The sequence below is a fragment of the Mycolicibacterium gadium genome, from assembly GCF_010728925.1.
GTDB lineage: Bacteria > Actinomycetota > Actinomycetes > Mycobacteriales > Mycobacteriaceae > Mycobacterium > Mycobacterium gadium.
In genome coordinates this window covers 4990126-5016010 of sequence record NZ_AP022608.1, presented here as the reverse complement: position 1 = coordinate 5016010, position 25885 = coordinate 4990126, and the positions used below count along the sequence as shown (strand labels likewise).

General features: G+C 66.9%; 32 protein-coding genes. 14 read left to right on the top strand and 18 right to left on the bottom strand.

All coding sequences use genetic code 11. The features are described 5' to 3' along the window. Positions 1–94 precede the first annotated feature (94 nt). On the top strand, positions 95–1183 hold the full coding sequence (gene menE, locus G6N36_RS24810; RefSeq protein WP_220096929.1) for an o-succinylbenzoate--CoA ligase: 1089 nt from the start codon (positions 95–97) through the stop codon (positions 1181–1183). Between the two features lie 12 nt (positions 1184–1195). Here the strand turns inward: menE and G6N36_RS24805 are convergent, their stop codons facing one another. After that, positions 1196–2599, bottom strand: a complete 1404-nt coding sequence (locus G6N36_RS24805) for a 13E12 repeat family protein (protein ID WP_163689402.1) — start codon at positions 2597–2599, stop codon at positions 1196–1198. A 160-nt stretch (positions 2600–2759) separates the two neighbouring features. Here G6N36_RS24805 and G6N36_RS24800 point away from each other — a divergent pair, with 160 nt between their 5' ends. Next, a complete protein-coding gene (locus tag G6N36_RS24800) occupies positions 2760–3374 on the top strand; it encodes a pyridoxamine 5'-phosphate oxidase family protein (RefSeq protein WP_163689401.1) in 615 nt (204 codons plus the stop codon). 38 nt (positions 3375–3412) lie between these two features. Here G6N36_RS24800 and G6N36_RS24795 read toward each other — a convergent pair whose 3' ends face one another. Beyond that, entirely contained in the window at positions 3413–4423 is a 1011-nt protein-coding gene (locus G6N36_RS24795) for a zinc-binding dehydrogenase (protein ID WP_163689400.1), read from the bottom strand. Continuing rightward, on the bottom strand, positions 4399–4530 hold the full coding sequence (locus tag G6N36_RS30155) for a hypothetical protein (protein ID WP_264001400.1): 132 nt from the start codon (positions 4528–4530) through the stop codon (positions 4399–4401). The genes G6N36_RS24795 and G6N36_RS30155 overlap by 25 nt, the downstream gene beginning before the upstream one ends. 109 nt (positions 4531–4639) lie before the next feature. Here G6N36_RS30155 and G6N36_RS24790 point away from each other — a divergent pair, with 109 nt between their 5' ends. From G6N36_RS24790 to G6N36_RS24775, 5 genes are all read left to right on the top strand, one after another. After that, positions 4640–6001: a hypothetical protein gene (locus G6N36_RS24790; protein ID WP_163689399.1), complete on the top strand. Its 1362-nt coding sequence runs from the start codon at positions 4640–4642 to the stop codon at positions 5999–6001. Between the two features lie 126 nt (positions 6002–6127). Beyond that, the gene (locus tag G6N36_RS24785) at positions 6128–7471 is read left to right on the top strand and encodes a molybdopterin-dependent oxidoreductase (RefSeq protein ID WP_163690885.1); all 1344 of its coding nucleotides are present in this window, start codon (positions 6128–6130) and stop codon (positions 7469–7471) included. A gap of 1 nt (position 7472) precedes the next feature. Next, positions 7473–7994, top strand: a complete 522-nt coding sequence (locus G6N36_RS24780; RefSeq protein ID WP_163689398.1) for a hypothetical protein — start codon at positions 7473–7475, stop codon at positions 7992–7994. 10 nt (positions 7995–8004) lie between these two features. Continuing rightward, positions 8005–8298: a hypothetical protein gene (locus G6N36_RS29550; RefSeq protein ID WP_179964865.1), complete on the top strand. Its 294-nt coding sequence runs from the start codon at positions 8005–8007 to the stop codon at positions 8296–8298. Next, a complete protein-coding gene (locus G6N36_RS24775) occupies positions 8295–8777 on the top strand; it encodes a YncE family protein (RefSeq protein WP_179964864.1) in 483 nt (160 codons plus the stop codon). Before G6N36_RS29550 ends, G6N36_RS24775 begins: the two co-directional genes overlap by 4 nt. A gap of 21 nt (positions 8778–8798) precedes the next feature. On the opposite strand, the gene G6N36_RS24770 is transcribed toward G6N36_RS24775, so the two are convergent. From G6N36_RS24770 to G6N36_RS24760, 3 genes are read right to left on the bottom strand one after another with little or no spacing between them, the layout of a single operon-like run. Then, positions 8799–9428 (bottom strand): class I SAM-dependent methyltransferase, encoded by a 630-nt coding sequence (locus tag G6N36_RS24770; RefSeq protein ID WP_163690884.1) that lies wholly within the window; start codon positions 9426–9428, stop codon positions 8799–8801. 1 nt (position 9429) lies between these two features. After that, entirely contained in the window at positions 9430–10095 is a 666-nt protein-coding gene (locus G6N36_RS24765; protein ID WP_163689397.1) for a TIGR04282 family arsenosugar biosynthesis glycosyltransferase, read from the bottom strand. Beyond that, positions 10092–10748: a glycosyltransferase family 2 protein gene (locus G6N36_RS24760; RefSeq protein ID WP_163689396.1), complete on the bottom strand. Its 657-nt coding sequence runs from the start codon at positions 10746–10748 to the stop codon at positions 10092–10094. The genes G6N36_RS24765 and G6N36_RS24760 overlap by 4 nt, the downstream gene beginning before the upstream one ends. Positions 10749–10848: 100 nt before the next feature. Here G6N36_RS24760 and G6N36_RS24755 point away from each other — a divergent pair, with 100 nt between their 5' ends. The 4 genes from G6N36_RS24755 to G6N36_RS24740 all read left to right on the top strand — a co-directional run bounded on the left by G6N36_RS24755 (position 10849) and on the right by G6N36_RS24740 (position 13584). Next, complete coding sequence (locus G6N36_RS24755; RefSeq protein ID WP_163689395.1) at positions 10849–11547, top strand: response regulator transcription factor; 699 nt, start codon at positions 10849–10851, stop codon at positions 11545–11547. Then, entirely contained in the window at positions 11537–12562 is a 1026-nt protein-coding gene (locus G6N36_RS24750) for a sensor histidine kinase (RefSeq protein ID WP_163689394.1), read from the top strand. Before G6N36_RS24755 ends, G6N36_RS24750 begins: the two co-directional genes overlap by 11 nt. A gap of 118 nt (positions 12563–12680) precedes the next feature. Then, entirely contained in the window at positions 12681–13127 is a 447-nt protein-coding gene (locus tag G6N36_RS24745) for a nitroreductase/quinone reductase family protein (RefSeq protein WP_163689393.1), read from the top strand. Positions 13128–13197: 70 nt separating this feature from the next. Beyond that, entirely contained in the window at positions 13198–13584 is a 387-nt protein-coding gene (locus G6N36_RS24740; protein WP_235690158.1) for a hypothetical protein, read from the top strand. A 63-nt stretch (positions 13585–13647) separates the two neighbouring features. On the opposite strand, the gene G6N36_RS24735 is transcribed toward G6N36_RS24740, so the two are convergent. Genes G6N36_RS24735 through G6N36_RS24715 form a run of 5 tightly spaced genes read right to left on the bottom strand, consistent with a single transcriptional unit; the run spans position 13648 to position 17634 of the window. Next, the gene (locus tag G6N36_RS24735; protein WP_163689392.1) at positions 13648–14775 is read right to left on the bottom strand and encodes an NAD(P)H-dependent flavin oxidoreductase; all 1128 of its coding nucleotides are present in this window, start codon (positions 14773–14775) and stop codon (positions 13648–13650) included. Between the two features lie 13 nt (positions 14776–14788). Beyond that, complete coding sequence (locus tag G6N36_RS24730; protein WP_163689391.1) at positions 14789–15601, bottom strand: alpha/beta hydrolase; 813 nt, start codon at positions 15599–15601, stop codon at positions 14789–14791. Continuing rightward, complete coding sequence (locus G6N36_RS24725; RefSeq protein WP_163689390.1) at positions 15602–16633, bottom strand: NAD-dependent epimerase/dehydratase family protein; 1032 nt, start codon at positions 16631–16633, stop codon at positions 15602–15604. It abuts the gene before it with no gap. Continuing rightward, a complete protein-coding gene (locus G6N36_RS24720) occupies positions 16630–17406 on the bottom strand; it encodes an S-methyl-5'-thioadenosine phosphorylase (protein ID WP_163689389.1) in 777 nt (258 codons plus the stop codon). The genes G6N36_RS24725 and G6N36_RS24720 overlap by 4 nt, the downstream gene beginning before the upstream one ends. Positions 17407–17409: 3 nt before the next feature. Further along, positions 17410–17634 carry a hypothetical protein gene (locus G6N36_RS24715; RefSeq protein WP_083124226.1) on the bottom strand — a complete coding sequence of 75 codons (225 nt, stop codon included), beginning with the start codon at positions 17632–17634 and terminating at the stop codon, positions 17410–17412. Between the two features lie 71 nt (positions 17635–17705). Between G6N36_RS24715 and G6N36_RS24710 the strand changes: the two genes are divergently transcribed. Beyond that, the gene (locus G6N36_RS24710) at positions 17706–18581 is read left to right on the top strand and encodes a 1,4-dihydroxy-2-naphthoate polyprenyltransferase (RefSeq protein ID WP_163689388.1); all 876 of its coding nucleotides are present in this window, start codon (positions 17706–17708) and stop codon (positions 18579–18581) included. Positions 18582–18662: 81 nt separating this feature from the next. Here G6N36_RS24710 and G6N36_RS24705 read toward each other — a convergent pair whose 3' ends face one another. From G6N36_RS24705 to G6N36_RS24690, 4 genes are all read right to left on the bottom strand, one after another. Then, positions 18663–19175, bottom strand: a complete 513-nt coding sequence (locus G6N36_RS24705; RefSeq protein WP_163689387.1) for a transposase — start codon at positions 19173–19175, stop codon at positions 18663–18665. Further along, the gene (locus tag G6N36_RS24700) at positions 19138–20223 is read right to left on the bottom strand and encodes a transposase (RefSeq protein ID WP_163689386.1); all 1086 of its coding nucleotides are present in this window, start codon (positions 20221–20223) and stop codon (positions 19138–19140) included. Before G6N36_RS24700 ends, G6N36_RS24705 begins: the two co-directional genes overlap by 38 nt. A 119-nt stretch (positions 20224–20342) precedes the next feature. Beyond that, positions 20343–21449 carry a DUF1214 domain-containing protein gene (locus G6N36_RS24695; RefSeq protein ID WP_163689385.1) on the bottom strand — a complete coding sequence of 369 codons (1107 nt, stop codon included), beginning with the start codon at positions 21447–21449 and terminating at the stop codon, positions 20343–20345. Then, the gene (locus G6N36_RS24690; protein ID WP_163689384.1) at positions 21446–22021 is read right to left on the bottom strand and encodes a TetR/AcrR family transcriptional regulator; all 576 of its coding nucleotides are present in this window, start codon (positions 22019–22021) and stop codon (positions 21446–21448) included. Before G6N36_RS24690 ends, G6N36_RS24695 begins: the two co-directional genes overlap by 4 nt. A 118-nt stretch (positions 22022–22139) precedes the next feature. On the opposite strand from G6N36_RS24690, the gene G6N36_RS24685 reads away from it, so the two are divergent. After that, positions 22140–23303 (top strand): sulfotransferase family protein, encoded by a 1164-nt coding sequence (locus G6N36_RS24685; RefSeq protein ID WP_276067374.1) that lies wholly within the window; start codon positions 22140–22142, stop codon positions 23301–23303. A 12-nt stretch (positions 23304–23315) separates the two neighbouring features. On the opposite strand, the gene G6N36_RS24680 is transcribed toward G6N36_RS24685, so the two are convergent. Beyond that, positions 23316–23681, bottom strand: a complete 366-nt coding sequence (locus G6N36_RS24680; protein WP_163689382.1) for an ester cyclase — start codon at positions 23679–23681, stop codon at positions 23316–23318. Positions 23682–23734: 53 nt separating this feature from the next. Here G6N36_RS24680 and G6N36_RS24675 point away from each other — a divergent pair, with 53 nt between their 5' ends. Next, positions 23735–24520 (top strand): response regulator transcription factor, encoded by a 786-nt coding sequence (locus G6N36_RS24675; protein ID WP_163689381.1) that lies wholly within the window; start codon positions 23735–23737, stop codon positions 24518–24520. Between the two features lie 14 nt (positions 24521–24534). On the opposite strand, the gene G6N36_RS24670 is transcribed toward G6N36_RS24675, so the two are convergent. Beyond that, on the bottom strand, positions 24535–25569 hold the full coding sequence (locus G6N36_RS24670) for an aminotransferase class V-fold PLP-dependent enzyme (RefSeq protein WP_163689380.1): 1035 nt from the start codon (positions 25567–25569) through the stop codon (positions 24535–24537). Then, on the bottom strand, positions 25566–25874 hold the full coding sequence (locus G6N36_RS24665; RefSeq protein WP_163689379.1) for a DUF4229 domain-containing protein: 309 nt from the start codon (positions 25872–25874) through the stop codon (positions 25566–25568). Before G6N36_RS24665 ends, G6N36_RS24670 begins: the two co-directional genes overlap by 4 nt. Positions 25875–25885 lie beyond the last annotated feature (11 nt).

Sequence of the window (25885 nt, the reverse complement as noted above, 5' to 3'; positions counted from 1 at the left end):
CGCTCGACGACCCGAGTGATCCGGAGGTGAGCGCATAGCCGTCCTCCGCCCCGTCGCCGTCCCCTCTGGTGCTACGGCGCCTTCGGTGCTGCCCATGGTGGAAGCGGCGCTCGCCGGACGCGCGACGCTGTTGCCGGTGCCGAAGGAGGACGAGCGCGAAACCTCGCTGATCACAACGTCATTGCGGGCAGACTCGGAGGTCGACGACGATGTGGCCGTCGTGGTGTCGACGTCTGGCACAACAGGGACACCCAAGGGCGCGTTGCTGACCGCGTCGGCGTTGACGGCCAGCGCCGAGGCCACCCATGCCCGCCTCGGTGGCGCAGGACGGTGGCTGCTGGCGCTACCCGCCCATCATGTGGCCGGGCTGCAGGTCTTGGTGCGCAGTGTCATTGCGGGGACTGCGCCGGTCGCAATACCGGCGGGTTTCTCTGCGGTAGAACTGGTTTGGGCTGTCGACTCCCTCGGTTCGGGCCGGCGGTATGTGTCGTTGGTGGCTGCGCAGCTCGACAAGGCACTGCGCGATGCCGGTGCTACCGAGGCGTTGGCGTCGATGGATGCCGTGCTGATCGGCGGCGGGCCGATGCCTGCCGGGGTCGCACACCGAGCCGCGGCCGTGGGCATTCCCGTGGTCCGCACGTACGGCATGAGCGAGACCGCCGGCGGCTGCGTGTACGACGGGTTGCCGCTCGACGGTGTGCGGGTGCGCATCGATGATGGACGCGTGGTGCTCGGCGGCGCGACGCTGGCCAAGGGCTACCGCAATCCCGTCGACCCCGACCCGTTCGTCGAGCCGGGCTGGTTTCGCACCGATGATATTGGCGCGATTGATGACTCGGGGATGCTGACCGTTCTGGGCCGAGTCGACGACGCGATCAGCACAGGCGGGTTGACCGTGCTGCCGCAACTGGTGGAGGCAGCGGTGGCGTCGCACGACGCGGTGGCCGAATGCGTGGTATTCGGAGTCGACGACGAACGGTTGGGGCAGCGGGTCGCGGCTGCGGTTGTCGTGGCACCGGGGCGTACCGTCCCGACGCTGGCCGACATCCGCGCGCACGTCGCAACGACACTGGACGTCACGGCGGCACCGCGGGAAATCCACATCATCGGCGAGATTCCGCGCCGCGGCATCGGCAAGGTCGACCGGCGGACACTGGCGGAACGGTTCGGCGGCTCCAACTGAGCTGTTCCCGAATCATGGTCCGCGTTCTGTGTTTCCGTCCTCATCTGGTGGTCGGAGGAGGAGTTCGGGGCGGTGGTGGTAGTTGGTGCGGGTTTGGCCGGTGTCGAGTCCGGGTGGTGGGTGCCATTCGACGTCACCGCGCTCGTTGATGGTGGTGGTCCAGCCGTTGGTTTTGTGGACCAGGCGGTTGTCGGGTCCGCAGGCCAGGGCGAGTTCGTTGATGTTGGTGTTGCCGTCGTCGGCCCAGTCGCGCAGGGCGTGATGGGCTTGGCTGCCGTAGGCGCCCACCGTGCAGCAGGGTTTGGTGCAGCCGCCGTCGCGGGCGATGAGCATGATCCGCTGGGCCGGGGACGCGGTGCGGCGGGCCCGGAACAGGTCCAACGCTTGTCCGGTGGCCTTGTCGAAGACGGCCAGCCAGTGGTGGGCGTGGGCGGCCATGCGGATCACGTCGTGGATCGGCAACAGGGTGCCGCCGCCGGTGACACCCACCCCGGCGCGGGATTCGAGGTCTTGCAGGGTAGTGCGGATGATGATCGAGGTCGGCAACCCGTTGTGCTGGCCGAGTTCGCCCGATTCCAGGGCGTTGCGCCCGATCGCGACCAACGCGTCGTGCTGGCGTTGGGCCAGGCTGCGCTGATCGGTGTCGATATGTTCCTGTGAGGGGGTACCGCTCACGCACGGGTTGTCGTCGTCGGGGTTACACATACCTGGTGCCGCCCATTTGGCGAAGATCGGTTCCAAGACCGCCCACGCTTCAGGGGTGAGGTCGCCCTTGATGGAGACCATCCCGTCGCGGCCCTGCGGGCCGGCGACCACCCCGCGCTTGCGCTGCCGTTCGGTGTCATCAGGTTCGGGGCCGTCCTGATCGAGCAGAAACAGGGCGATGTCGGCGGCCTTCTTCAACTCGGTGGGCCCTACCCCTGCTGCGATGCGCACCAGGTCGGTTTCGAGCTGCTCACGGGTGGCCGCGTCGACCCAGCCGGGAATTCGTCCCATCGCGTCGCGGATCTTGTCCACATGCTCGGCGTTGATCAACCCAGCGCCTTGGGCGGCCGCGGTCACCGCCAGCACCGGCGCGAGCGGTTCGCCGGTCAACGCCCGCCGTGGCCCCAGGTCGGCCGCTTCGGTCAAGCGCCGGTTGGCCTCCGTCGCTGAGATGCGCCACCGGATCGTCAGAACGTCTTTCCAGTTTTTGGCGCCCAGCTCCTTGGGGGTGGTCTCGGCCTGCAACCGCGCCAACCCCCGATGCCACTGCGCGGGCAGCTGACACGACAACTCCTCCAACCCGTCCAGCACATCGAGCAGTTCACGGTGGGTCAATAACTCCAGATCGCAGGCTGCCAGCGACTCGTGCGCGGACCGCAGCGCGGCCATCGCCACCTGAACCGGAGTCGCTAACATTATTCGAACATACATTCGACCACCGACAAATCCGGCCGCCATGTTGCAACTGAAACAAAAGTGGCAGAAGAGTTTTCAGCTGTTCGTGAGAGCCCGCCTGGCGTAGGCGCGTACGTCGGGCACCCGGCGCCGGTGCCACGCTTGATCCGTGCAACCTCATGGGCATGATGTAGCCATGCGCAACCAAGTGACCACCGTCGCCGACCTCCGCGCGATTGTGGGAGAACCTCAGCAGGCGGTCGCCAACAAGGTCAAGGACAGATTGTCCCCGGTCCAGCGGGACTGGCTGGCGCACTCGCCGCTCGGCTTCGTCGCGACCACCGATGCACAGGGCCGCGTCGATGTGTCACCGAAAGGCGACCCGCCCGGCTTCGTTCACGTCATCGACGACACGACGATCGCGATCCCCGAACGCCCGGGCAACAAGCGCGTCGACGGCTACCTCAACGTGCTGCAGCGCCCGCAGGTCGGCACGCTGTTCCTCATCCCGGGCCGCGGCGACACACTGCGCATCAACGGCTGCGCCCGGATCCTCTCTGACGCAGACTATTTCGATGCTCTCGTAGTGAAGGGTAACCGGCCCATCCTCGCATTGGAGATCGACATCGAAGAGGTGTTCTTCCACTGCGCCAAGGCTTTTATGCGGTCGGACACCTGGGACCCGTCGAGTTGGAATCCGACGGCCTTGCCGAGCGTCGCCGAACTCGCCAAGGCCATCCGGACCGACTGGACGCAAGCCCAGCTCGAGGAGTACTACAGCGACGATAACTATCGGAAGCAGCTCTACTAGAACTGGTGAATATTCCTGAACGGCGGTGTGACCCGGTACTAAGGTGCAACAGCGGCGCGCAACTTGCCTGCGGGCGCGGGTGCGAGAGCCGACGCGATGGCGTCCAGGTCGACAGGGTCGGCGACCACCGCGCGCCACGGATACACCTCGAGGGTGCGCTCCAGGAACTTCACAGCACGGGTGAGGTGACGGGGTTCGTAATTGTGGACGCCGGTGATCGTGAGCCACTGCCGCACCATCGTTTCCGGACTGACCTCGATTCGCCGGCCCGGCAGCACCGAACCGGCAAGCACCAACACCCCGCCGGTGCTCAGCCGTGCGAACGCCGAATCGATCGCGTCTGACGACCCAGAGAAGTCGATGGCGGCGTCCACCGACCCGCCGCCATCGGGGGTACCGCCGAAACGGCTGACCATCTCCAGCCGTTGCGCATCGACATCGGTGACCCGCACGCGCGCGCCCGCCTCGGCGAGCGCCGCGGCGGCGGTCAGCCCGAGCATGCCCCCACCGATCACGAGGACCCGACGACCGGTGACGCTACCCGCGGCCTCGAGTGTCGCCATCACCGTCGCGGTCGCGCACGCCGCCGGGGCGGCCACCGCGTCGGGCATGGATTCGGGAACCTTCGCGATCGACGTACCGGGCGGCAGCACAACATGTTCCGCGTACGCACCGGACAGCGGCCAGTCGCCGTCGAAACGCTCGTGGCCGACCTTGCGCACCGACGAACACTTGGCGGTGAATCCGGACCGGCAGCGCGCGCACCTTCCGCACGACACGGTGACCGACCACACCACCCGGTCCCCCACAGTGATCGACCTGGTGCCGCCGGCCACGACGGTGCCGACGGCCTCGTGCCCCAGCACCGAAGGACACGGCGCTCGACGGCGACGCGTCACGGTGTGCAGATCGCTGCCGCACACCGTGGCCAACCGCACCCGGACCAGCGTTTCTCCACTGGCGAGTTCGGGCAGGTCGACGTTCTTCACATCGACGCCGCGGCCCGTCCACACGGCCGCCCGGGTCACACGAGTCTGGACCGTATCCATCCGGACAGCCTGTCGATCGTGTACGCGCGGGCCGCGACGATCTCCGTCGTCGGCACCACGGCCATGTCGGGGACAGCCAGCACGATCGCGTGTCTCTGGTCTCGCACAGGCACACCCTCTGCCGTGGGGCAGACATCGAGGTACCAGCCGGCGAAACGCGGGATGAACAATCGTGGTCGATTTGGTCTAGACCACGGCGTGGGTAGGGTCGGTCAAATGGCGGCCACTTCTCACCGACGCGAGATCGTGGCCGTCGCCGTCGGAGTCGTCCTTGTCGTCGCGGCGTTCGTGGTGCCGCACCTGAATCTCGGTGTCGTCACCCCGTTGATCAATGCGACCCCTCAACGCTTCCGCGACTTCGCGGGCACCGCGCCGATCTTCGGGTGGTGGAACGCCCACGTCGGCTGGGGCACGGTCCCCGCCGTCGTGATCGGCGCCGCGGCGGTGTGGTGGGGACCGTCGGTGGCGCGGCGACTGCCGTGGCGGTGGGTGCCGTGGGTCACATGGGCGACGGCGTGCGCATGGGCGTTTTCGCTGGCCATGATCGACGGCTGGGAACGCGGTTTCGCCGGTCGGCTCACCGCGCGGCATGAGTATCTGCGCCAGGTACCCACCATCACCGACATCCCGGAGGCGGTGCGCACCTTCGCGAGCAGAATCCTTGATTACCAGCCTGATTCGTGGATCACCCACGTGTCGGGCCATCCACCGGGAGCGCTGCTGTCGTTCGTCTGGCTCGACCGCATCGGGCTGGGCGGAGGCGGATGGGCGGCGCTGCTGTGCCTGCTCGTCGGTTCGAGCGCGGCAGCCGCGATCGTGGTCGCGGTGCGCGCACTCGCCAATGAGGACTTCGCGCGGATGGCGGCACCGTTCACGGCGGTTGCGCCTACGGCGATCTGGATCGCCGTGTCCGCCGACGGCTACTTCGCCGGTGTGGCGGCGTGGGGTATCGCGTTGCTGGCGTTGGCGGCTCGGCGAACCGTGCGCTGGCCGATGCTGGCGGCGGCCGGTTCCGGGCTGCTGCTGGGCTGGGGCATCTTCCTCAACTACGGCTTGGGTCTCATGGCAGTTCCCGCTGTCGCGGTGTTGCTCGCGGCGGTGGACTGGCGGGCGGCGCTGCGCGCGCTGGTCCCTGCGGTGCTGGTCGCGCTCGTCGTCGTCGCGGTCTTCGCCGCCGCGGGGTTCTGGTGGTTCGACGGGTACGTCCTTGTGCAGGAACGCTATTGGCAGGGCATAGCGAGCGACCGCCCGTTCCAGTACTGGTCGTGGGCGAATTTCGCGTCGGTGGTGTGCGCGATCGGGCTGGGCAGCGTAGCGGGGATCGGCCGCGTCTTCGACCGGGCCGCGATCAGGCTGCGGCCAGGTCTGCATCTGGTCGTGCTTGGCGCGTTGGTCGCGATCGTGTTCGCGGACCTGTCCATGCTGAGCAAGGCCGAAACGGAACGCATCTGGCTGCCGTTCACGATCTGGCTGACGGCGGCAGGGGCGCTGTTGCCACCACGTTCGCAGCGGTGGTGGCTGGCCGTCAACGTGGTCGGCGCGCTTGCGCTGAACCATCTGATCCTGACCAATTGGTGACGTTGTCACTGACTATTCGGTGACGCACTGCTCGATTCCCGGCAACCGTGGCCTGGTAGGTCGACAATCGGATGGGTAACGACCGCGCGATTCACGCCACTCAAGGTGGGACGGACACCCGAGCACATGGACCATTCCGACGAGCCTGATGGAGCGCCGACAGACGCGCGCCGATACGGATTCCCCCGACGCTTGTGGCGCGGTCTGGCCGAGCATCCGCCACCGGGCCTGAAACGCGCCACCCGCTGGCGCAGTCCGCTGCGCGGCCTCTGGCTGACGTCTGTTCTAGGGTCTGTACTGCTGGTCGCCCTTCCGGTGGTGACGATCACCGGCCTGCTTTCGTATATCGCGTATGGGCCGCAGTTCGGCCAGGCGATACCGGGCGATGTCGGCTGGCTCAAGTTACCGACTTTCGACTGGCCGACCGACCCGTCGTGGCTGTATCGGCTCAACCAAGGCCTGCATGTCGGGCTCGGGCTGATCCTGATCCCGATTGTGCTGGCCAAACTCTGGTCGGTGATTCCGCGACTGTTCGCATGGCCACCGTCACGGTCGGTTGCACAGATGCTCGAACGCATCTCGTTGCTGATGCTCGTGGGTGGGATCCTGTTCGAGATCATCACCGGCGTCCTCAACATCCAGTACGACTACATCTTCGGCTTCAGCTTCTACACGGCCCATTACTACGGAGCATGGGTCTTCATCGCGGGCTTCGTGATTCACATCGTCATCAAGATTCCGCGCATGTGGGTGGGGCTTCGATCGATGTCCATGCGACGAGTGTTTCGCACCGACACCAAGGACACCCGACCCGAGCCCTACGAACCCGACGGGCTCGTCGCAGCCGAACCCGGACCCGCCACGATCAGCCGCCGTGGCGCCCTCGCTCTCGTCGGCGGTGGTGCGGTGTTCATGGCACTCATCACCGCCGGCCAGACGCTGGGTGGCTGGACTCGGCAGACAGCACTGCTGTTGCCCCGCGGGCGAACCCACGGCGACGGGCCGAACGACTTCCAGATCAACCGCACTGCCGCCGCGGCCCGGATCACCCCCGACTTGACCGGCGAACGCTGGCGCCTCACCCTTACCGGTGGGCCGTCGCCCGTCGTTCTCGACCGCGCGATGCTCACCGCGATGTCGCAGCACACCGCACGATTGCCGATCGCCTGCGTCGAGGGCTGGTCGACCACCGAAACGTGGACCGGGGTGCCCCTGCGGGACCTGGCAAGGCTCGCCGGTGTCCCCGAACCGCGGTCCGCATTCGTGCGCTCAGTGGAGCGTTTCGGCGCGTTCAACCGCGCCACCCTGCAGGCCAACCAGGTGATGCACCCGGATTCGCTTCTCGCGCTTCGGGTCAACGACGCCGATCTGTCCCTCGATCACGGCTTTCCGGCACGGATCATCGTTCCCGCATTGCCAGGCGTGCACAACACCAAATGGGTTGTATCCATCGATTTCAGGGCCCAATGACATGTCACTGAACGGGTTTCACCGAGTCTACGGCTCGCATCCGCTGCACCTGCTGACGCTGGTCGCGGGTTTCGCACTCTTCGGATACGTCATCGCGACAGTCAAGCCAGAGACGTTGTGGAACACCAACGTGTGGTGGCAGTCGATCGCAGTGTGGTTCGCCGCCGCGATCATCGCTCACGACCTCGTCCTTTTTCCGATCTATGCCCTGGCGGACCGACTGCTGACCGCCAATCGGCGCTCAGTCGCAAATGTCCCTGTGCTCAACTACATCCGCGTACCCGCGCTGGGAGCTGCGCTGACGCTGGTGGTCTTCCTGCCCGGCATCATCGAACAGGGCGCGCCGACGTATCTGGCCGCCACCGGACAAACCCAGGAACCTTTCCTCGGTCGGTGGCTGCTGCTGACCGCGGCGATGTTCGCCGCGAGCGCCATCGCGTTCGCGATCAAGCTTGTTCTCAGCCGGGCGAAATCCACTGACCCGCAGAAAGGGACGGTTCACAGTGCCGAACCGGCCGATTAAGGCGGTCGGGGTGCTGCTCGCCGTGATAACGGCGGTAGCGGCCTGCGGCGGAGATGCGACGACGGTGGCACCGATGGGCATGGTCGTGCCGATCCCCGGCGGGCCCGAGGGCATCGTCGTCGGCAGATCGGGGACCGCTGCGATCGCCGTACGTAATCCCCCCGGGGTGGCGCTGGTGGACAGCGCAACCGGGGTCGTTCGCCAGACCGTCCAAATAAACGGAGCTGCACGGCATTTGAGTCTCGCCGGCGTCGACGGCCAGTGTTGGTCCCGCTGGAGTCATCCGACGAGTTGGCCGAAGTGAGCCTAGCCGATGGCAACGTGGTGTCGAGGACCGGCGGCATCGGGCGGCAGCCTCACGATGCAGTACGCACGTCCGATGGCACGGTCGTCGTCACCAACGAGATGGGTGGCGGTGTGGTGTTCGTTCGGGACGGGGCCGTCGTCGGGTCACTACCCGCGGGTCCGCCGCAGCCGGGTGGTGGCGCGGCGGTCGGGAAGTACGCCGCCGTGGCCGACGTGCAGGGCAACGGGGTGTGGGTTTATGACGGATCGACTCGCGAGCAGGTGGCGCAAGGCCCGGTCGGGACGAAGCTGACGCACGTCACCCTGACCGCCACCAACCAACTGCAGGTGATCGACGTGGCCGATCCCGCCACACCACGGATCGCCGGCACCGTCCCGACGGTGCAGCAGCTTAATTCGGTCGCGGTGGAACCACGTTCCGGTGCGGTACTTATCACGGGTAGCAGCCCGAACGGGTCACTTCAGATCATCACCTAAGATCTGCTGCCCCGCTGATCGTCACGGTAGTGCCAGCGTTGCCACGACGCGCCCGCCGATCGTCTGCATACCCGTCATCACCAATCCTGCGTCCTTGGCGAGCGAGGCTGCGCAATCGATGCCGACCAACGCCCAACGGAACCACGGGCCGATAGTGCGACTCGACTCCAGCCGCACCCAGCTGGTACGGATTCCCATTGCCTCCGAATCGAATTCGGCCACGCATTGTCCGCCGTGACCCAACAACTCAGCTGCTCTTCTCAGCATCCGCAGTGGGTCACCACCCAGCCCCACGTTTCCGTCGGCGAGGAGGACTGTCTGCCAGCGCCCCATTCCCGGTAGCGGTCCGAACACGTCTCGTCGGAGCACCGGAGCGCCGTTGCGCCTCGCCAGGTCGATGGCCGTCGCGGACTGATCGACCCCGAGCGCGGGAATGCCGCACCGAATGAGTTCCGTCACGAATCGGCCAGGACCACAACCCAAGTCGATGGTCGGCCCAGTGCACAAGTCGAGCACGGCACTGTCGAACTTGTTGTCGGCGTGCTTCCCGCCGAGCCACCGTCGCACCGGTAGCCGTCGGACTTCGCCGTCGTCGCGCCTGATCCAGCACCGCTCACCATCGAGAGCACGGTCATAAAGGTGTCCCAGCATGTCAGGCACGCACCCCCTCGGTGACACGGGCGAATCGACTGTCCGCGGCGCACATCCGCCGGACCGACGCGATGTCGTCCACCGTATCGACATCCGCTAGCTCGGCAACCCGCGTGACCTCGATTCCCTTGGACCACAAAGCCGCCAGCGTCAACGCACCAGTGTCGGGTTGTGACATCGGCACCGTCCGAAGGCAATCGGCCATCGCGGCGTCGGACACTCCCAGCACCCACCATCCACCGTCGTCGGCGAGGCCGAGCACCGCGCCGGTGCCCATCAGTTCATGGGCGCATTCGGTGAGCATGTCGGCCGACACCTGCGGGGTGTCCATCCCGATCTGCAGCACCGCTCGATTGCCCGTCGCTGCCGCCGCGTCGATGTGCGCATTGGCGAGCCGGTCGGCGAACCCGTCCCCGCGCTGCGGCACTACCGTGAACGCATCCAGGCGGCTGCGGATCGTCGCCGATGCCCGCGCGTCATCGAGGTCGCCTGTCATCGCCACCACGCGCGCCTGTACGGGCACGGCGGCGACCGCGTCGAGGGTGTCCAGCAGCGCAGCCGCTGCGATGTCGGCGGCCACCCGATCCCCGACCGAGGCGGCCAGCCGCGTCTTCGCCAATCCGGGCACGGGCGCCTTCGCCACCACAAGGGCGACCACCGGAATCACGAAATCACCCGCCAGAAATCGAATGCCGCGACCACGCTGCCGCGCATCGAACCGCTCACCTTCGATTTCCCACCGGTTCTGGGTCCGTAGTCCACATCGCGTTCGACGACCTTCCAACCCGCGGCAGCGGCCCGCACCAGCAGTTCGAGCGGATATCCGGATCTGCGGTCCTGCACGCCCAGCCTCAGCAGCGCGTCACGGCGGACCACCCGCATCGGCGCAATGTCGTGCACCGGCAGACCGTGCTTGCGACGCAGCCGCCAGCACACCGCAGCGGTCCCGGCGCGGGCATGCCACGGCCAGTTGAGGCCCTGCACGGCACGCCGCCGTCCGATCGCCATATCCGCACCGCGTTCGAGATCGTCGACCAATTTCGGTAGGTCACGCGGATCAAGCGAGCCGTCGGCGTCGATGACCGCCACGACCGGCGTCGCCGCCGCCACTATCCCGGTGTGCACCGCTGAGCCGTATCCCGGGCGGGTCTCGGTGACCACGTCCGCACCGTGCCGTCGGGCCACCTCGGCGGTGCCGTCGGTGCTGTTGTTGTCGACCACCAGGGTTCGGTACCCGGGCGGGATCGCCGCCAGCACCCCCGGCAGTGACGCGGCCTCGTTGAGGCACGGCAGCACCACCGTGACGCGACAGTCGGGCATGGTTCGAGGCTAGCCACCCCCGCACTGGTCAAACGCGGTTACCCATGACAAATTCATTACGTCGCTGCAGGTCGCGGCCGCGCAGGGCTAACCTCGGGGGGTGACTCGGGTGCTGATCGCCGACGACGACACCGTCGTGCGCGATGTCGTGCGCCGGTATCTGGAGCGCGACGGCCTCGAGGTGTCGATCGCCCACGACGGAACTGAGGCGCTGCGGCTGCTCGGTTCGCAGCGCATCGACGTCGCGGTTCTTGACGTGATGATGCCCGGACCCGACGGGCTCACGCTGTGCCGCAGCCTGCGGCAGCGCGGGGGCTACGCGATTCCGGTGATCCTGCTGACCGCGCTCGGTGAAGAGGACGACCGGATCGCCGGTCTGGAGGCCGGTGCCGACGACTATCTGACCAAACCGTTCAGTCCGCGGGAACTGGCGCTGCGGGTCCGGTCGGTGCTGCGGCGTGCTCCTGCACAGTCGGGCCCCCCGCCGCTCGACATCGCGGTCGGCAAGCTGAGCGTGTCGGCAGCCGCGCGCTCGGCGACTGTGTCGGGGCACCAAGTTTCGCTGACCAACCGCGAATTCGACCTGCTGATGTTCTTCCTCACACACACGGACACGGTGTTCTCCCGTGAGGAACTGCTGAAACAGGTGTGGCGCTGGGACTTCGGCGATTTGTCGACGGTGACGGTGCATGTGAAGCGGCTCAGGTCCAAGCTCGGAGACGCGCACCGGTTGCAGACCGTGTGGGGCAAAGGCTACCTCTGGAGCAGCGCCGAGGAACAGCAGGCTCATGCCGACTGACCTGTGGGAGATCGCCTGGTGGGCCTTCGCCTGCTCGGTGCCGGTGGTCCTCGCCGGAGCGATCATCATCCGGTTGGCGCGGTCGTGGTCGTTGGCTGTCAGCATGGTGGCGCTGGTGCTGATCCCGGTGCTGGCGACGTTCTCCGGAGTGCTCGGTGCGAGCGGGTTCATGATCACCGAGACGTTCGAACAGACGGCGGTCGTGCTGGTCATCGTCGCGGTGGTCACGATTCCGGCGGCGGTGATGTTGGCGCGCTACCAAGCCCGGCGCACCGTGTGGGAGCAGGAGATTCGCGATTCCGAACGGGCCGCCGAGCAGTCGCGGCGGCGGCTGGTGGCGTTCGTGAGCCACGACCTGCGCACGCCGCTGGCCGGGATCCGCGCGGTGTCCGAGGCGATCGCCGACGGCGTGGTTCCCGAATCAGAGGTGCAGGTGCACGCCAAAACGATTGAGCAGGAATCGATTCGGCTCGCCGAGATGGTGGACGATCTGTTCGAGATGTCGAAGATCAATGCAGGCGCGGTACGGCCCGCCTTGGACAAGGTGGCGCTGGACGAGGTCGTCGACGACGTCCTGGCTGCACACCGGATCGCCGCCGAGCGCGCCGGTGTCCACCTGACGGCCGAGTTGCCGTCCAAGGCGGTACGGGTGGTGGGTAGCGACCGGGCATTGGTCAGGGTGTTGTCCAACTTGGTGGCCAACGCGATCGCGCATACCCCGGAGGGCGGGCAGGTTTTGCTCTCCCTCGGTGCCGACGACAACGGCGCATGGGCCCGCGTCGACGACACCGGCGTCGGCATCGCCGAGGCCGATCTTCCGCGGGTGTTCGATGTCGCGTACCGCGGCTCCAACAACCGTGTGCCACGCTCGGATTCGTCGCTGCCCAGCGGATCCGGACTCGGCCTCGCCATCGCCGCGGGTCTCGTTCAGGCCCATCGCGGCACACTGACCGCGCACAACCTCGACGCCGGCGCCCGGTTCGAGGTGCGGCTGCCGTTGGCGGCCGACGACTAGTTGACCGCGGCCGACGACTAGTTGACCGCGCGTAGACGAACGTGGTCCTCACCTATCTGACCTGCGACTTCGACTCGACCACTAGTATTTGAGTGATCACTCAACTACTGTCACTCGCATGACCATGAAGAGTGCCGAGAAGGCGCGACGCAAATTCAAATTCGAACGACGCATGGGACGCATCGTGATGAACCCGTTGATGACGGCGCTGGACCGCCTTGGCGTCCGCTCGTCACTTGTGGTCGAACTCGAAACCATCGGCCGCAAGTCGTCAGAACCGCGCCGGGTGCCGCTGGCCGGTCGGATCGACGGCAACGACCTGTGGGTCATCTCCCAACACGGCCGACGGGCCGGCTGGGCCTACAACATCGCCGCCAACCCAAACGTCCGGGTGCGGGCCAACAACGAATGGCGCACCGGCACAGCCACTTTCGAACCCGATGACGACGTGCGCGCCCGGGCCCGCAGCTTCGGTGGCGGCGGCCGCTTCGGGCAATCGGCGACCGCGTTCACGATGCGCGCCATGGAGAGCGACCCGATTTCGGTCCGCATCGCCCTCGACTAGGTCGACCTCCTGCCGTTTCGAGCCGACTGGGACGGGTAGTCCCACCGCGTCGGAAGGAAACGGAGGATCTGTGAACAAGCAACTACGAACATCGTTCGCTGTGTTCGGCGGAGCGGCTGCAATGGTGCTGGCCGTCGGCTGTGGCGGCGGCGACGACGGTGATTCGACCAGCACGACCAGCACGACCACCGAGACGACGTCGGCGACAACCACCACGACCGTTCCGGCGACCACCACCGCTCCGGCGCCCGCGCCGGGTGGCGGTGCCACGGTTCCGGGAGGACCCACCGGCGGGGGCGGCCCGGAGGGCGGCGGTGGCGCGATCCCGGGCGGCCCCACGGGTAGCGGTGGCCCGGGCGGAGGCGGCGGGTCCATCCCCGGCGGCCCCTCAGGTGGCGGCGGCCCAGGTGGCGGCGGCGGTTGTGTTCCCGGCGTGGGTTGCGTCGAGGTCCCGTAGCACCCGAGCCATGTTGACTTCCCCGGCTCCGGGGAAGTCAACATGGCCGGGCTGGATCTGAACCTAGTCCGGCAGTGAGTTGCTCAGCCGCTCCGTCGCCGCGAGGTAATCCTCGATGAACTCACGAACCACCTCTTTTGCGGGCTTCACCTTGTTCATCAGCCCCACGCCCTGTCCGACGAAATAGGTCGCCAGGGCTTGCGCCCCCGGGTGACCTTGCGCCGCCAGCACGTCGATGCGCCGGATGATCGGCTCGGCCACCATCGATTGCAGCGGCAGCGGCAACGTTTTGTGACCGCCCTCGTTCGGCTGCCATGCATCGGTCCAGTCCGAAACCAGCTGCCGCGCGGGCTTTCCGGTTCGGCCGGTGGAGCGGATTGTGTCGCGTGACGACGCGGCGAGGAACTTCTGCACCGTATGCGGCGCCGTTTCGGCCTCCTCCGTCGTCAGCCACACCGAGCCGGTCCACGCCCCGGCAGCACCCATCGCCACACACGCGGCCATCTGCTTGCCAGTGACGATCCCGCCCGCCGCCAACACCGGGATATCACTGCCGATGGCTGCTAGAGCCTCCAAGACCTCGGGGATCAGCACCAGCGTCGTCACCTCGCCGCAGTGGCCACCGGCTTCGGTGCCCTGCGCGACGATCACATCCACCCCCGCCTGCACCTGCTTGACCGCATGCTCCTTCGCGCCCACCAACGCGGCGACCGGAACGCCGTTGCGCTTCCCCGCCTCGATCATGTAGTCGGGCGGTACCCCCAGCGCGTTGGCGATGAGCTTGATCGGATGGCTCATCGAGACCTCGAGCAGATCCTGCCCGGTGTCCCCGGACAGAAATGACGGGCCGGTCTTCGGCGACGTTTCGGGCTCGATGTCGTGCTTGGCCAGCAGCTCCGCGATGAACGTGCGGTAGTCCTCGGGGATGCGGGACGCCAGCTCGCCCCGGCCCAGCTTCTCGCCCTTGCCCTCGAACTTGGCGGGCACGATGAGGTCGAGGCCGTACGGCTTACCACCGACGTGCTCGTCGATCCACGACAGTTCCTGGTCGAGCAGCTCCGGTGTGTAGGCGGTTGCGCCCAGAACGCCGAATCCACCGGCATTGGTCACCGCGGCCACCACGTCCCGACAGTGGCTGAACGCGAAGAGCGGGAAATCGATGCCGAACTGCTCACAAATGACGGGCTTCATTCGACCAGTATCACTAGGTCACACCGGTCGACGACAGGAACCCTTGGATCTCGGTGAGCATCTGCCGACCGTCCGACATCTCAGGGTCGTTGTGACCGGACCCCGGCACCAGCACGTACCGCTTGGGCTCATGGGCCGCGTCATAGAGTCGCCGGCTCAACGCCTCAGGGACGATGTCGTCGCGGTCACCGGCGATCACCATGACCGGCACGTGCACCGATCCGATCCGGTCGATCGACGGATACCGGTCCATCAGCAACCACCGCACCGGCAACCACGGATAGTGCATCGCGCCAACGTCGGGCAGGGAGGTGAACGGTGATCGCAAAATCAACGCCGCGGGCGGCCGTTCCACCGCGAGGCCGACAGCGACTGCGCCGCCGAGCGATTCGCCGAAATACACGACTTTCTCGACGCCGGGTTGCGCAGCCAGCCATGCCTGGGCGGCCCGTGCATCGGCGGCCGTTCCGTCCTCGGAAGGTTGGCCGGGGTTGCCGCCGTAGCCGCGGTAGTCGAACAGCAGCACCGAAAGGCCCATACGGTTCAGCGCCGCGGCCAGGGCGATCCGGCCCGACCGGTCGCCGCCGTTGCCGTTGCACACCAGCACCGCAGGACCGCCGCCGGCGACCGGGAAATACCACGCCCCCAAACGGATTCCGTCGCTGTCCAGAACGACGTCCTGTCCGTTGGGCAACATCGTCGCCGCCGGCGGGACCGGCCCAGGCGACGGAAAATAGATCAACCGTCGCTGCTGCGACCACGCCAACGCCAGCAGACCCGATGCCACGAGCGCGACGATAGCGACAACCACCGCCAAGTGCTTCATCTACGCCCGCAGCGGTGCGAACGCGAACTCGCGCAGGCCGTCGCGCGGATCGACGGCGGCGCGAAAGCCGAGCACGTCGGCGGCGCGGGCGGGGTCGGCGACGATATGGCGGACATCGCCGCTGCGGTACTGCCCGGTGACGACGGGTGCTGCGGCGCCACGCACGTCGCACAACTCGGTCGCGACCTCCATGATCGAAATCGGCCGACCGGAGCAGACGTTGAACGCGTCGAATCCGTCGACTGCGGATTCGACGGACGCGACGTTGGCTGCCGCGATGTCGTCGACGTGCACGAAGTCGCGCATTTGACCACCGTCTTCGAAAACCCTTGGCACGTCGCCGGATTCCAGCTCCGAGCGGAAGATCGCCGCGACCCCGGAGTACGGGGTGTCGCGCGGCATGTGCGGGCCGTACACGTTGTGATAGCGCAACGCGACGACCGAGCCGCCGCTGGCCTCAGACCACGCCAGTGCGTAATGCTCCTGCGCGGTCTTGCTCGCGGCGTACAGGCTGCGCGGCCGCAGCGGCGCGTCCTCGGCCACCAGTTGCCAGTCGACCGTCGCACCGCAGACCGGGCAGCGGTGGTCGAACACCCCGGCATCGAGATCGTCGCGCGAGCGGGGCAGCGGGTCGATCGGACCGTGCGCGGCGCAGTCGTAGCGGCCCTGGCCGTAGACCACCATTGACGAGGCCAGCACCAGTCGCCGGCAGTCCGCGGCGAACATCTCGGCCAGCAGAACCGACGTCCCGTAGTCGTTGTGGCTGCCGTACGACGGTGCGTCGGCGGCGTTCACCCCGGCACCCACCACCGCCGCCTGGTGGCACACCACGTCGACACCATCGAGCAGCGGCGCCAGCGCCGACCCGTCGCGGATGTCGAGAAGCCGGCAATCCGGCGGCGGCTCAGCACCCGGACCGTGCGCGGCGGGCAGCATCGCGTCGACCGCCACGACGTCGTGTCCGGCGTCGCGAAGTGCGGCGTCGACCCGGGTTCCGATGAACCCGGCCGCTCCGGTCAGCAGGACTCTCACGGCAAGTCGAAGGGAAGTTGAATGCCGTCGTGTGGCAGGCAATGCGTGCAGGAATTGACCTGGGTCACATTCTCTATGGCCTCGTGAACCAGCTTCTTGAAGGGCACCAGGTTGCGCTCGAATTCGGCGAAGACGTCGACGGCGCGCACCGCCGATCCGCTGTCGATCCCCGCATCCACATCTGTTACCAAAGCGATTGCCGCGTAACATATTTCAAGCTCACGCGCCAATACCGCCTCTGGATAACCGGTCATGTTGACCAAGCTGAACCCCTGGCTCGCGAACCACCGGCTCTCAGCCCTGGTGGAGAACCGCGGTCCCTGCACCACCACCATCGTCGCGCCGTCGACCACACCGGGTAGGTCGGCCGCGGCGGCGCGCAGTGTCGGGCAGTACGGGTCGGCGAACCCGACGTGGATGCCGCCCGAGTCGAAATAAGTGTCGTCGCGACCGCTGGTGCGGTCGACCAGTTGGTCGGGCACCACCATCGCGCCGGGCCCCAGGTCCGGCGTCAGGCTGCCGACGGCGCAGGGCCCGAAGATGCGCCGCACACCGAGCGCGCGCAACGCCCACATGTTGGCGCGGTAGGGGACGGTGTGCGGGGAGAACTCGTGCCCGGCACCGTGTCGTGGCAGGAACGCAACCTCGTGGTCGCCGACGGTGCCGACGGTGATCGGCGCGCTCGGCTCACCGTAGGGGGTGTCCAGGCTGATCGCGCGGGCGTCCGAACCGAAGAACGTGTAGAACCCGCTGCCGCCGATGACTCCGAGCAAGGGCTACACGCCCGGCGTTTCGTCCTCGACCACCGACTGCTGCGAGGCGCGGCGTGCTCCGTCGCGGATCTCGAACACGTCGGTCGCGAAGCCGCCGATGGCGTTTGCGACGTCCTTGACTGCGGTGGTGATGATCGAGGCCACATCGCCGACGGTTGCCGCGCCGGACTCGACGATCTCCTGCACGGCATCCTTGCGGATCTCCGTCTTACTGAGTCGGTCCTCCATGAGGACAGTCTGCCACGCGTACGGGCGCCGGACCCGAAGAGGAAAACAACGACCGTGCAAGACTGGCGCTCGTGGCCAGTTTCGCGCAGTGGGTGGAGGGCGCCCGGCCCAGAACGCTGCCCAATGCGATCGCCCCGGTCATCGCCGGTACCGGCGCGGCGGCCTGGTTGCACGCGTGGTGCTGGTGGAAAGCTCTGCTGGCGATGGTCGTCGCGGTCGCGATGATCGTCGGGGTGAACTACGCCAACGACTACTCCGACGGTATCCGCGGCACCGACGATGTGCGGGCCGGGCCGCTGAGGTTGGTGGGGTCGAAGGTCGCCACCCCGCGCTCGGTGCTGATCGCCGCGATCGTCAGCCTGGCCATCGCGGCCCTCGCCGGACTCGCGCTCGCGTGGTTCAGCGCGCCGTGGCTGATCGTGGTCGGCGGACTGTGTATCGCCGGCGCGTGGCTGTACACGGGCGGTTCGAAGCCCTACGGCTACCTCGGGCTGGGCGAGGTCGCGGTGTTCGTGTTCTTCGGTCTGGTCGCCGTACTCGGCACCCAGTACACCCAGGCGCTGCGAATCGACTGGGTCGGGGTGGCGATGGCCGTCGCCATGGGCGCGATGTCGTCGGCGGTGCTGGTGGCGAACAACCTGCGAGACATCCCGACCGACAAGGAATCCGGCAAGATCACGCTCGCCGTCCGGCTCGGCGACCCGCGCACGCGGCTGCTGTACCAGATGCTGCTGGCAGTGGCGTTCGCCCTGACGCTGGTGCTGATCCTCGCGACGCCGTGGGCCGCCGTCGGTCTGGTGGCACTCCCTCTGGCGGTGCGGGCCGCTGCTCCGGTGCGAAAAGGTTCCGGTGGCAAGGATCTGATCCCGGTCCTGCGCGATACCGGGCTGACCATGCTGGTCTGGTCGGTCGCGGTCGCCCTCGCCCTGGCGATTTCGGTGCGCTGACAGTCGCTGAGTGGCTGTTGCGAAATGCCGATGGCTGACGATGGCCGGCACTGGTGATAGTGGGTGGCGCCGTCCGGGGGGTTACCCGGCCGTGGCTGCGTACAAGCGGGTGAGGTTGAGCGCTGCGGCGGCCAGGTGGAGTTCGGCGGTGACAGCTGCCAGTCCGCGGCGGGCGTAGCGGCGTAGGCCGATGCGGTCTTTGAGATGTCCGATGACCGGTTCTACGGTCGCTGATCGGCGTTTGTATCGTCGTGCCTGAGCAGGATCTTTGAGCGTGTGGCGCATCGCGTCTGCGGGTGAGAGGTTCGGCGGTGGGGGTCCCTGGGTGGGGTGGTGTTTGGCGTCGTGGTGGACGTCTTTCCCGGTGCCGGGTGCGATGAGCCGGTCGGGGCCGGGGCTGGTGAGGTTGTCTTCGGTGAAGTAGCCGTTGTCGGCCAGGACCAGTCCGATCGTCTTGTCCAATGCCTCGGTGTGGGTTATCGCCGCAGCCAAAGCCGGTGTCCAACAATGCAGATCGTTGGCATCTTGAGATACGTGCACTCCGATGATGAGGTGGTCATCGGAGCACACGATCTGGCTGTTGTAGCCCTGCACCGATCCGCTGCCTGAGCCTTGGACCATCAACCGGGCCTGCGGGTCGGTCAGATTGACCACCGGTCCGCCCTTGGGGCCGCGGCGGGTCTGAAAATAGGCACGTTGACGCGCCGCTGAACCACGCCGATCGACCAATCCCGTTGCCTGACGCCGTTGGGCGTCGGCCAGCCGCGCCTCGGCCTTGCGTATCAGCTTGCGAATGTCGCCGCGCTGCTGGGCTTCGAGTCCCACGCACCCCGATCAGCGGGGCCAGCCGCTGCTGTTGACGGGCCAGCCGGGCCCGCCACAACCGGACCTCGTCGACGCCGGCCGGCGGCGGTCCGGCCACGACTTCGCCGGCCTCGACACGCTGCAGATACTTCTCTTGACGCTCGGCGTCGGCGGCGTCGGCCTCCTCATGGCGGGCGTCCTGTTCGGCGATCTCGGCCATCGCCTTCTTGATCGCCGCGGCCCGTCCAGCCCGAGTCGTCAACTCCGGTGCCGGTGTGGCCGGCGGCCCACCGACCGCGGCTTCAGCGGCGTCCTCGGCGGCGTCGGCGGCGGCGGCCTCACCGACCGCGGTCTCGGCGATCCGACGGGCCTGCTCACGCACCCATTTCTGAGAGCGGTTGGCCGACATCGACGCGTTGGCCGCGATCTTGGTGCCATCAATGGCGATCGATTCGACCCGCACCATCCCGGCCTGCGAACACATCCGCAGCACCTGAGCGAACACGTCGATCACGGCGTCGTCGTGGTCGGCGCGGAACCGGGCAATCGTGGTGTGATCCGGCGGATCTTGAGCACACAGCACCCGGTAGGCGACGTGATCGGCACACAATCGTTCGATGCGCCGCGAGGACCGCTGCCCCGAGGCATAGGCGTAGATCAGCAAGGCCAACAACATGTCCGGGTCATAGCCGGCGCGGCCGACGCCACCGGTGCGCCGATGCTGGTGAAACGCCGAGGTGTCCAACTGCTCGATCGAGTCGAGGATGAACCACACCAAATGATCATCGGCCAGCCAGTCGGCCATATTCGGCGGCAACAAGAACTGCTGATCACGCACTACCGGACGATACGAACGAGCCACACCTCAATCGTTTCGTGCCGACCTCAAAACACCAAACACCTCAACCGGCATTTCGCAACAGCCACTCAGCGATCGTTAGCGCGCCGAAACCGCAACTAGGAGACGCTTGTCGGCGCTTCCGACACCTTCACCAGTGCCACCTCTGGCCGGGCCGGAACCTCATCGGCCAAGAACCATCGGAACGCCAGATTGCCCCGCGGATAGTCAAGCGTGGTAATGGCGTTCGGATGTTCGGTCATCCCCCGTGAGATGACGACGGTCACCGAACCATCGGCGTTGGGGACCGCCGAGTAGCCGTTGACCGAGCTGCGCGCGTCGGCGACACCCGGCGTCGCCATGAACTGATTCCACACCACCAGGTTCCAGAATCGGCATCGCGGCGGGCGGTGGGTGACGACGAGCGCCTCGTCCTCGTCGAGTACGAAACTGCCGTAGGCATAGCAGGCGTCGCGCGCCGACCAGCCGAAGTTCGCATCGGGTACCTGATACGGATCAGCGAATTCATTTGCGGCCGTGGCAATCTCGTGTCCCAGTCTGTGTTGTTGCTCGCTACGCACACCCACCGCCAGCGGCAGAATCGCGAACATCGTGCGCAACCAGGCCGCACTGGAGCGCAGCGCAGCCGCCGTCTCTGCGTCGCCATGCCGGAATGGATCGGGCTTGTCGAGCGCCTCGATCTGCCACTTCACCGGGCGCCCGGTTTGGGGATTGCCCTGGTAGTCACGGGTCATCAGCACCGCCGCGTCAGGCGTCGGACCGAAGTCGAAGGAGAAGTTGCCGTCGGCATCGATGTCGAGGTCGTCGTCGCGCAGGATGGCCACGATCCGGTCGGACCACGCCCCCGGCGACGGCTCGTTGTAGGCCGTCACCGAGAAGTAGACGCTGTCGCCCTTGTTCCCGCTGATCCGGTAGCGCCGATTCGGATCGACCGGGCACATGAAGTAGTAGGCGTCGGTATTGTCGCCACCCCACCGGCGGTCGGGCCGAAACGGTGAGTTGACCTCCACCCACAGCGGCCGGCTGGGGTCGGCGAACAGGTACGTGTCGAACGCGACGCCGAGGGTGGTCGCCAGCATGCGGTAGCCGTCGGCGACATGGCGGTCATCGGTCACCGCACGGTCACCTTCGAGGAAGGTGCGGTCAAGGCCGCCAAGGGTTTCCAGAAGCTCGCGCCAAGCCGCCGTGGATTCGTGTTCGGTCATGCGCTGATCCCTCTCGCGATGAACTCCGCGGTGCGGCCCATCCAGTCCTCGTCGAGTGTCTCGGGGTGTGTGATCAGAGCGAGGAAGATGATGCCGGCGAGCGCGTCGATCACGTCGGCGGGACGGACCTCGGCGCGAACCTCACCGCGCTTGCGGGCCGTCTCGAGCCAGTCGTCCAACCCGTGGGACAGGACGTCGACGAACCGCTCGAGCAGCGCGGCGTGCAGCGTGGAGTCGACGGCCATCTCCGCCACCAGCCCGGGCAGTGCCGCCAGCGCCGCTGGGGTGGTCAGGAGCGCGAACGTCCGGGCCATCATCTCGCGCACGTCACCGAGCGTGCTTCCCGTCGAAGGTAACTCGGTGTATTCGGTGACCGGGAACACCGCCTCATGCACGAGGTGCGCCTTACTGGGCCACCGCCGGTAGATCGCCGGCTTGCTGGTCCCCGCACGCTTCGCGATCGCGTCCACCGACAGCGACGCGTAATCGGTCTCGCCGAGCAACTCGGCCGTTGCCTCGAGGACCGCACGGTCGATCCGGGGATCGCGCGGTCGACCAATTTCCACCATCATTATGGAACTGACAGTAACATAAGTTGCCGTGACCGATGCCCACTCAGCGCCGCCCCCGGTGCACCTTGACGACCTCGCCGAACCACGCTTCTCACCCGAGGCCGAGCCGATTCGCGAGATGATGGGGGCGACGGCGGCGGATTGCCCGCTGGACGCCGACGCGCTGCACACCAAGGCCGCCGCCGAAACCGGACTCGACGATTTCGGCGCCGACGACTACCGCGAACGCCTCGATGTGTTTCTTGCAGCGCTGCAGGACATTCCGGGCATGCATGACGCGGGCATCGTCAACTTCCACGCCCAGTTATTGCAGTGGCTGAAGAACAGGCTCCTGCTCACCGACCTACTGACCCGCCATCCCGAGATTCACGACATCGAGCTCGCTCCGCCGGTGGTGATCGCCGGACTCCCCCGCACCGGAACCACCCATCTGCACAATCTCCTCGGCGCGGCGCCTACGTTTCGCACCATCCCCTACTGGGAGAGCAACGAGCCGTTCCCCCTACCGTCGGAGGCGGGCATCGAGCCGGATCCCCGCAGGACGCGAATGGACGTCGCAGTCGAGGTGATGAACATCGTGATGCCCCACTTCGCGCTGATGCACGAGATGACCACAGACCATGTGCACGAAGAGATTCAGCTGTTGGCCAACGACTTCTCGACGATGCTCTTCGAGACCCTCGGTCATGTGCCGGCGTGGCGCGACTATTACCTGTCCCACGATCAGACGTCGCATTACGAATACCTCGCCGTTCAGCTGAAGGCGCTGCAGTTCCTGCGCGGCGGACGGCGCTGGCTGCTCAAGTCCCCGCAACACCTGGAGCAGCTGCCGGTCCTGGACGCCGTCTTCCCCGGGGTGATCGTCGTGTTCACTCATCGCGACCCGGTGCCCGTCGTGCTCTCCATGCTCACGATGCTGACCTACAGCGCCCGCATGCACTGCTATCCGGTGCCGGTGCGCGAGATTGCGGCGACGTGGATCGATCGTCTCGAGCTGATGCTCAACGCGTTGGTTCGCGACCGTGCCGTCATAGCGCCGGACCGCTCGGTCGATGTCCGCTTCGACGACTTCATGGCCGACGAAATGGGCGTCGTCGAACGGATTTACGACCTCGCGGGAGAGCCGCTGGCCGACGATGCACGGACCTCGATCCAGGACTACCTCGCCGGACACCAGCGCGGTCGGCTCGGCCGTATCGCTACGTCAGCCGAGATGTTCGGGCTCGACGAGAGCGACATGCGGGCCCGGTTCGCCCCGTATACCGAACGCTTCCTGGCGTGACGGACCCGAAGGTCAGCCTGTCGAGGTTCCGGTCCAGTACTCGACCACTCGGCCGTCGGCGATCCTGAGAATGTCGTTGCCAGTGAATCGCTTCGGACCGTCCGGCGTGGCGCCCGTCCCGATCCAGCGCGCCGCCAACATGTCGCGTTCGACGAACGGTTCCACGTCGATGACGAATTGCAGATCGGTCAGCATCGACCTGGTCTTGTCCACTATCGCGTTCAACTCGTCGGGCCCATGGACCTCATGGTCCGGCCAGTGCCCGACGAAATCTTCGGACACCAGGTCGTTCGCCACCGGCTTGCCCGCCCACAGTTCGTCCAGCCAGCGCCCGTAAAGCTCCTTCGCAGAGCTCGCGCACTCCTTCGTTGAAGACATGCGGATTTACTACCCCGTCAACGGCAAAAATAAGCCAGAAGTTCGGGAGCGCGATGCCAGCCAACGCACGACGACCCGGCCCACAGCTGTTCCCCGCCACCCCGACCCAGGAATGCCTGCTAGCTGCATTGTCGGCGCACTCGTGGTCCGGTGTGCTGGTGGCGGTGGCAGTACAGGAGGCCGAGAGGGCCGGGGCTCGGGTGATCATCGCCGACGACGACGTGTTGCTGCGCGAAGGTGTGGCCAGTCTGTTGGACCGATCGGGCTTTCACGTGATCGGGCAGGCTGCCAACGGCGTGGAGTTGCTGTCGCTGGTAGGCACCCACAGACCCGACGTGGTGATCGTGGATATCCGCATGCCGCCAACCCACACCAACGAAGGACTCGACGCGGCCCGCGCGATCCGCGCCGAGTCGCCGGACACCGGCATCCTCGTACTGTCGGCCCATGTCGAGGTCGACCATGCGATGGAGCTTCTCGGCGGCGATCGCGCGATCGGCTACTTGCTGAAGAGCCGCGTCACCGATGTAAGCGACTTCATCGACACGCTCACGCGCATCACGAAGGGAGCGTCGGTGGTGGATCCCGCGGTCGTCGCCGAACTCCTGTCCACGCGCCGGCGTAACGACCCACTCGGTGTGCTGAGTTCGCGCGAATTGGAGGTACTGGCGCAGATGGCGGAGGGCCGCTCCAACGCGGGCATTGCGCGACGCCTGTGGGTCACCGAGGGCACCGTCGAAAAGCACGTCCGCAGCATCCTGGCCAAGTTGGGCCTGCCCGAAACCGGCGACGATCACCGCAGGGTCCGGGCCGTCATCACCTTTCTGGAGGCGCGCTGAGCGATGGGGTTCCATCAGGGCTGTAGCGCGTCGACCAACCGGTCCAGGTCGTCGTCGTTGTTGTAGAGATGAAAACCCACCCGAATCGCCCCGGCGCGGACAGACGCGCGGATACCTGCCCGCTGAAGTGCCTCGGCCGCACCCTCGATAGGCAGCGAGACGATCGCCGAATCGTGCGGCGGCAGACCCAGTTCGGTGCGCAGACGATTGGCGAGCCCCAGACAGTGCGACTGCACGGCGTCGCCGTCAAGGGAGGCCAGCCACGGCATAGCGAGTCCGGCGCCCAGGACGCTGAACCACGCGGGCGACAGGTCGAACCGGCGAGCATCCTCCGCCAACCGGAGCGGCAGCCCGTATATCGTCTGCCAAGGGTCAACGCCGGCGTACCAATTGGCGGCGTGCGGCGTCATCGCGCGACTTACTCTGTCGCTCAACGAAACCCACGCCGTACCGCGAGGCGACAGCAGCCACTTGTAGACCGCCGCGACGGTGACGTCGACCCAGCCCAGCTCGACGCGCTTCCATCCGAGCGCCTGCGTGATGTCGATAACTGTCAGCGTCTCGGTGCCGGCAACGTGGCTGCGCAGCGCATCGATGTCGAGCACCACACCGTTTGCCGACTGCACCAGGCTCACGGCAACGACGTCGAAATCGGCTGCCGCCGTGACCAGTTCGTCGGCGGGCAGCTCGGTGACGGTGACCCCGCGTCGCGCCTGGGCGGCGAACGGAAATGTGGTGCTGGTGAACTCACCCGGCAGCGTGAGGACACGGGCACCGTCGGGGATGGCCGCGGCCACCAGCCCCAGCGCTGAGGAGACGGTGCTGCCCATCGCCACCGAGCCGGCGGGGAGGCCCGTCAGCGCGGCGTAGCCTTCACGTCCGGCGGCGACGTGGGCGTCGAACGAGGGGACGTCCATCGTCCCGTTCTGCCACTTGCCGATGCAGTCCAGCAATGCGTCCACGAGGAACTGCGGCGGCAGGCCATAGGTGGGTGAGTTGAGAAATCCATCGGCCCCGAGGAATTCGGCGCCGAATGCTTCCCGCGTCATGGCGTGGGAGGCTCGTCGCCACGAAGTCTGGCCTGCAGTTGCTCGCGGTCCTTGCGACGACGTTCGTCGAGTAGCGCAATGCTGGCGGTGGCGCGACGGCGCAGTGGGGCGAAGAGCCAGATACCCAGTGGCAACGCGATCACCACGGCGAACAGAAGCGCCACCACGAGCGGAAACTCGCGCACCCCGAGCACGTGGGCCGCTCCGACGATCACCGCGGTCAACGCGACGACGAGAAGCAACCGGGCCAGCACGTAAAGCACCAGGTCTGCGACGAGGCGAGATCCCGGCCGACTATCAGACACGGCCCGAGCCT

Coding starts and splice junctions, on each gene's coding strand:
- G6N36_RS24785 (WP_163690885.1), top strand. CDS start 6,128: ATGGACCATTCCGACGAGCCTGATGGAGCGCCGACAGACGCGCGCCGA.
- G6N36_RS24795 (WP_163689400.1), bottom strand. CDS start 4,423: ATGGATACGGTCCAGACTCGTGTGACCCGGGCGGCCGTGTGGACGGGC.
- G6N36_RS24695 (WP_163689385.1), bottom strand. CDS start 21,449: ATGACCGAACACGAATCCACGGCGGCTTGGCGCGAGCTTCTGGAAACC.
- G6N36_RS24770 (WP_163690884.1), bottom strand. CDS start 9,428: ATGCTGGGACACCTTTATGACCGTGCTCTCGATGGTGAGCGGTGCTGG.
- G6N36_RS24790 (WP_163689399.1), top strand. CDS start 4,640: ATGGCGGCCACTTCTCACCGACGCGAGATCGTGGCCGTCGCCGTCGGA.
- G6N36_RS24680 (WP_163689382.1), bottom strand. CDS start 23,681: ATGTCTTCAACGAAGGAGTGCGCGAGCTCTGCGAAGGAGCTTTACGGG.
- G6N36_RS24735 (WP_163689392.1), bottom strand. CDS start 14,775: ATGAAGCCCGTCATTTGTGAGCAGTTCGGCATCGATTTCCCGCTCTTC.
- G6N36_RS24715 (WP_083124226.1), bottom strand. CDS start 17,634: ATGGAGGACCGACTCAGTAAGACGGAGATCCGCAAGGATGCCGTGCAG.
- G6N36_RS24800 (WP_163689401.1), top strand. CDS start 2,760: ATGCGCAACCAAGTGACCACCGTCGCCGACCTCCGCGCGATTGTGGGA.
- G6N36_RS24685 (WP_276067374.1), top strand. CDS start 22,140: ATGATGGGGGCGACGGCGGCGGATTGCCCGCTGGACGCCGACGCGCTG.
- G6N36_RS24750 (WP_163689394.1), top strand. CDS start 11,537: ATGCCGACTGACCTGTGGGAGATCGCCTGGTGGGCCTTCGCCTGCTCG.
- G6N36_RS24670 (WP_163689380.1), bottom strand. CDS start 25,569: ATGACGCGGGAAGCATTCGGCGCCGAATTCCTCGGGGCCGATGGATTT.
- G6N36_RS24690 (WP_163689384.1), bottom strand. CDS start 22,021: ATGATGGTGGAAATTGGTCGACCGCGCGATCCCCGGATCGACCGTGCG.
- G6N36_RS24780 (WP_163689398.1), top strand. CDS start 7,473: ATGTCACTGAACGGGTTTCACCGAGTCTACGGCTCGCATCCGCTGCAC.
- G6N36_RS24730 (WP_163689391.1), bottom strand. CDS start 15,601: ATGAAGCACTTGGCGGTGGTTGTCGCTATCGTCGCGCTCGTGGCATCG.
- G6N36_RS24805 (WP_163689402.1), bottom strand. CDS start 2,599: ATGTATGTTCGAATAATGTTAGCGACTCCGGTTCAGGTGGCGATGGCC.
- G6N36_RS24745 (WP_163689393.1), top strand. CDS start 12,681: ATGACCATGAAGAGTGCCGAGAAGGCGCGACGCAAATTCAAATTCGAA.
- G6N36_RS24760 (WP_163689396.1), bottom strand. CDS start 10,748: ATGCCCGACTGTCGCGTCACGGTGGTGCTGCCGTGCCTCAACGAGGCC.
- menE (WP_220096929.1), top strand. CDS start 95: ATGGTGGAAGCGGCGCTCGCCGGACGCGCGACGCTGTTGCCGGTGCCG.
- G6N36_RS24675 (WP_163689381.1), top strand. CDS start 23,735: ATGCCAGCCAACGCACGACGACCCGGCCCACAGCTGTTCCCCGCCACC.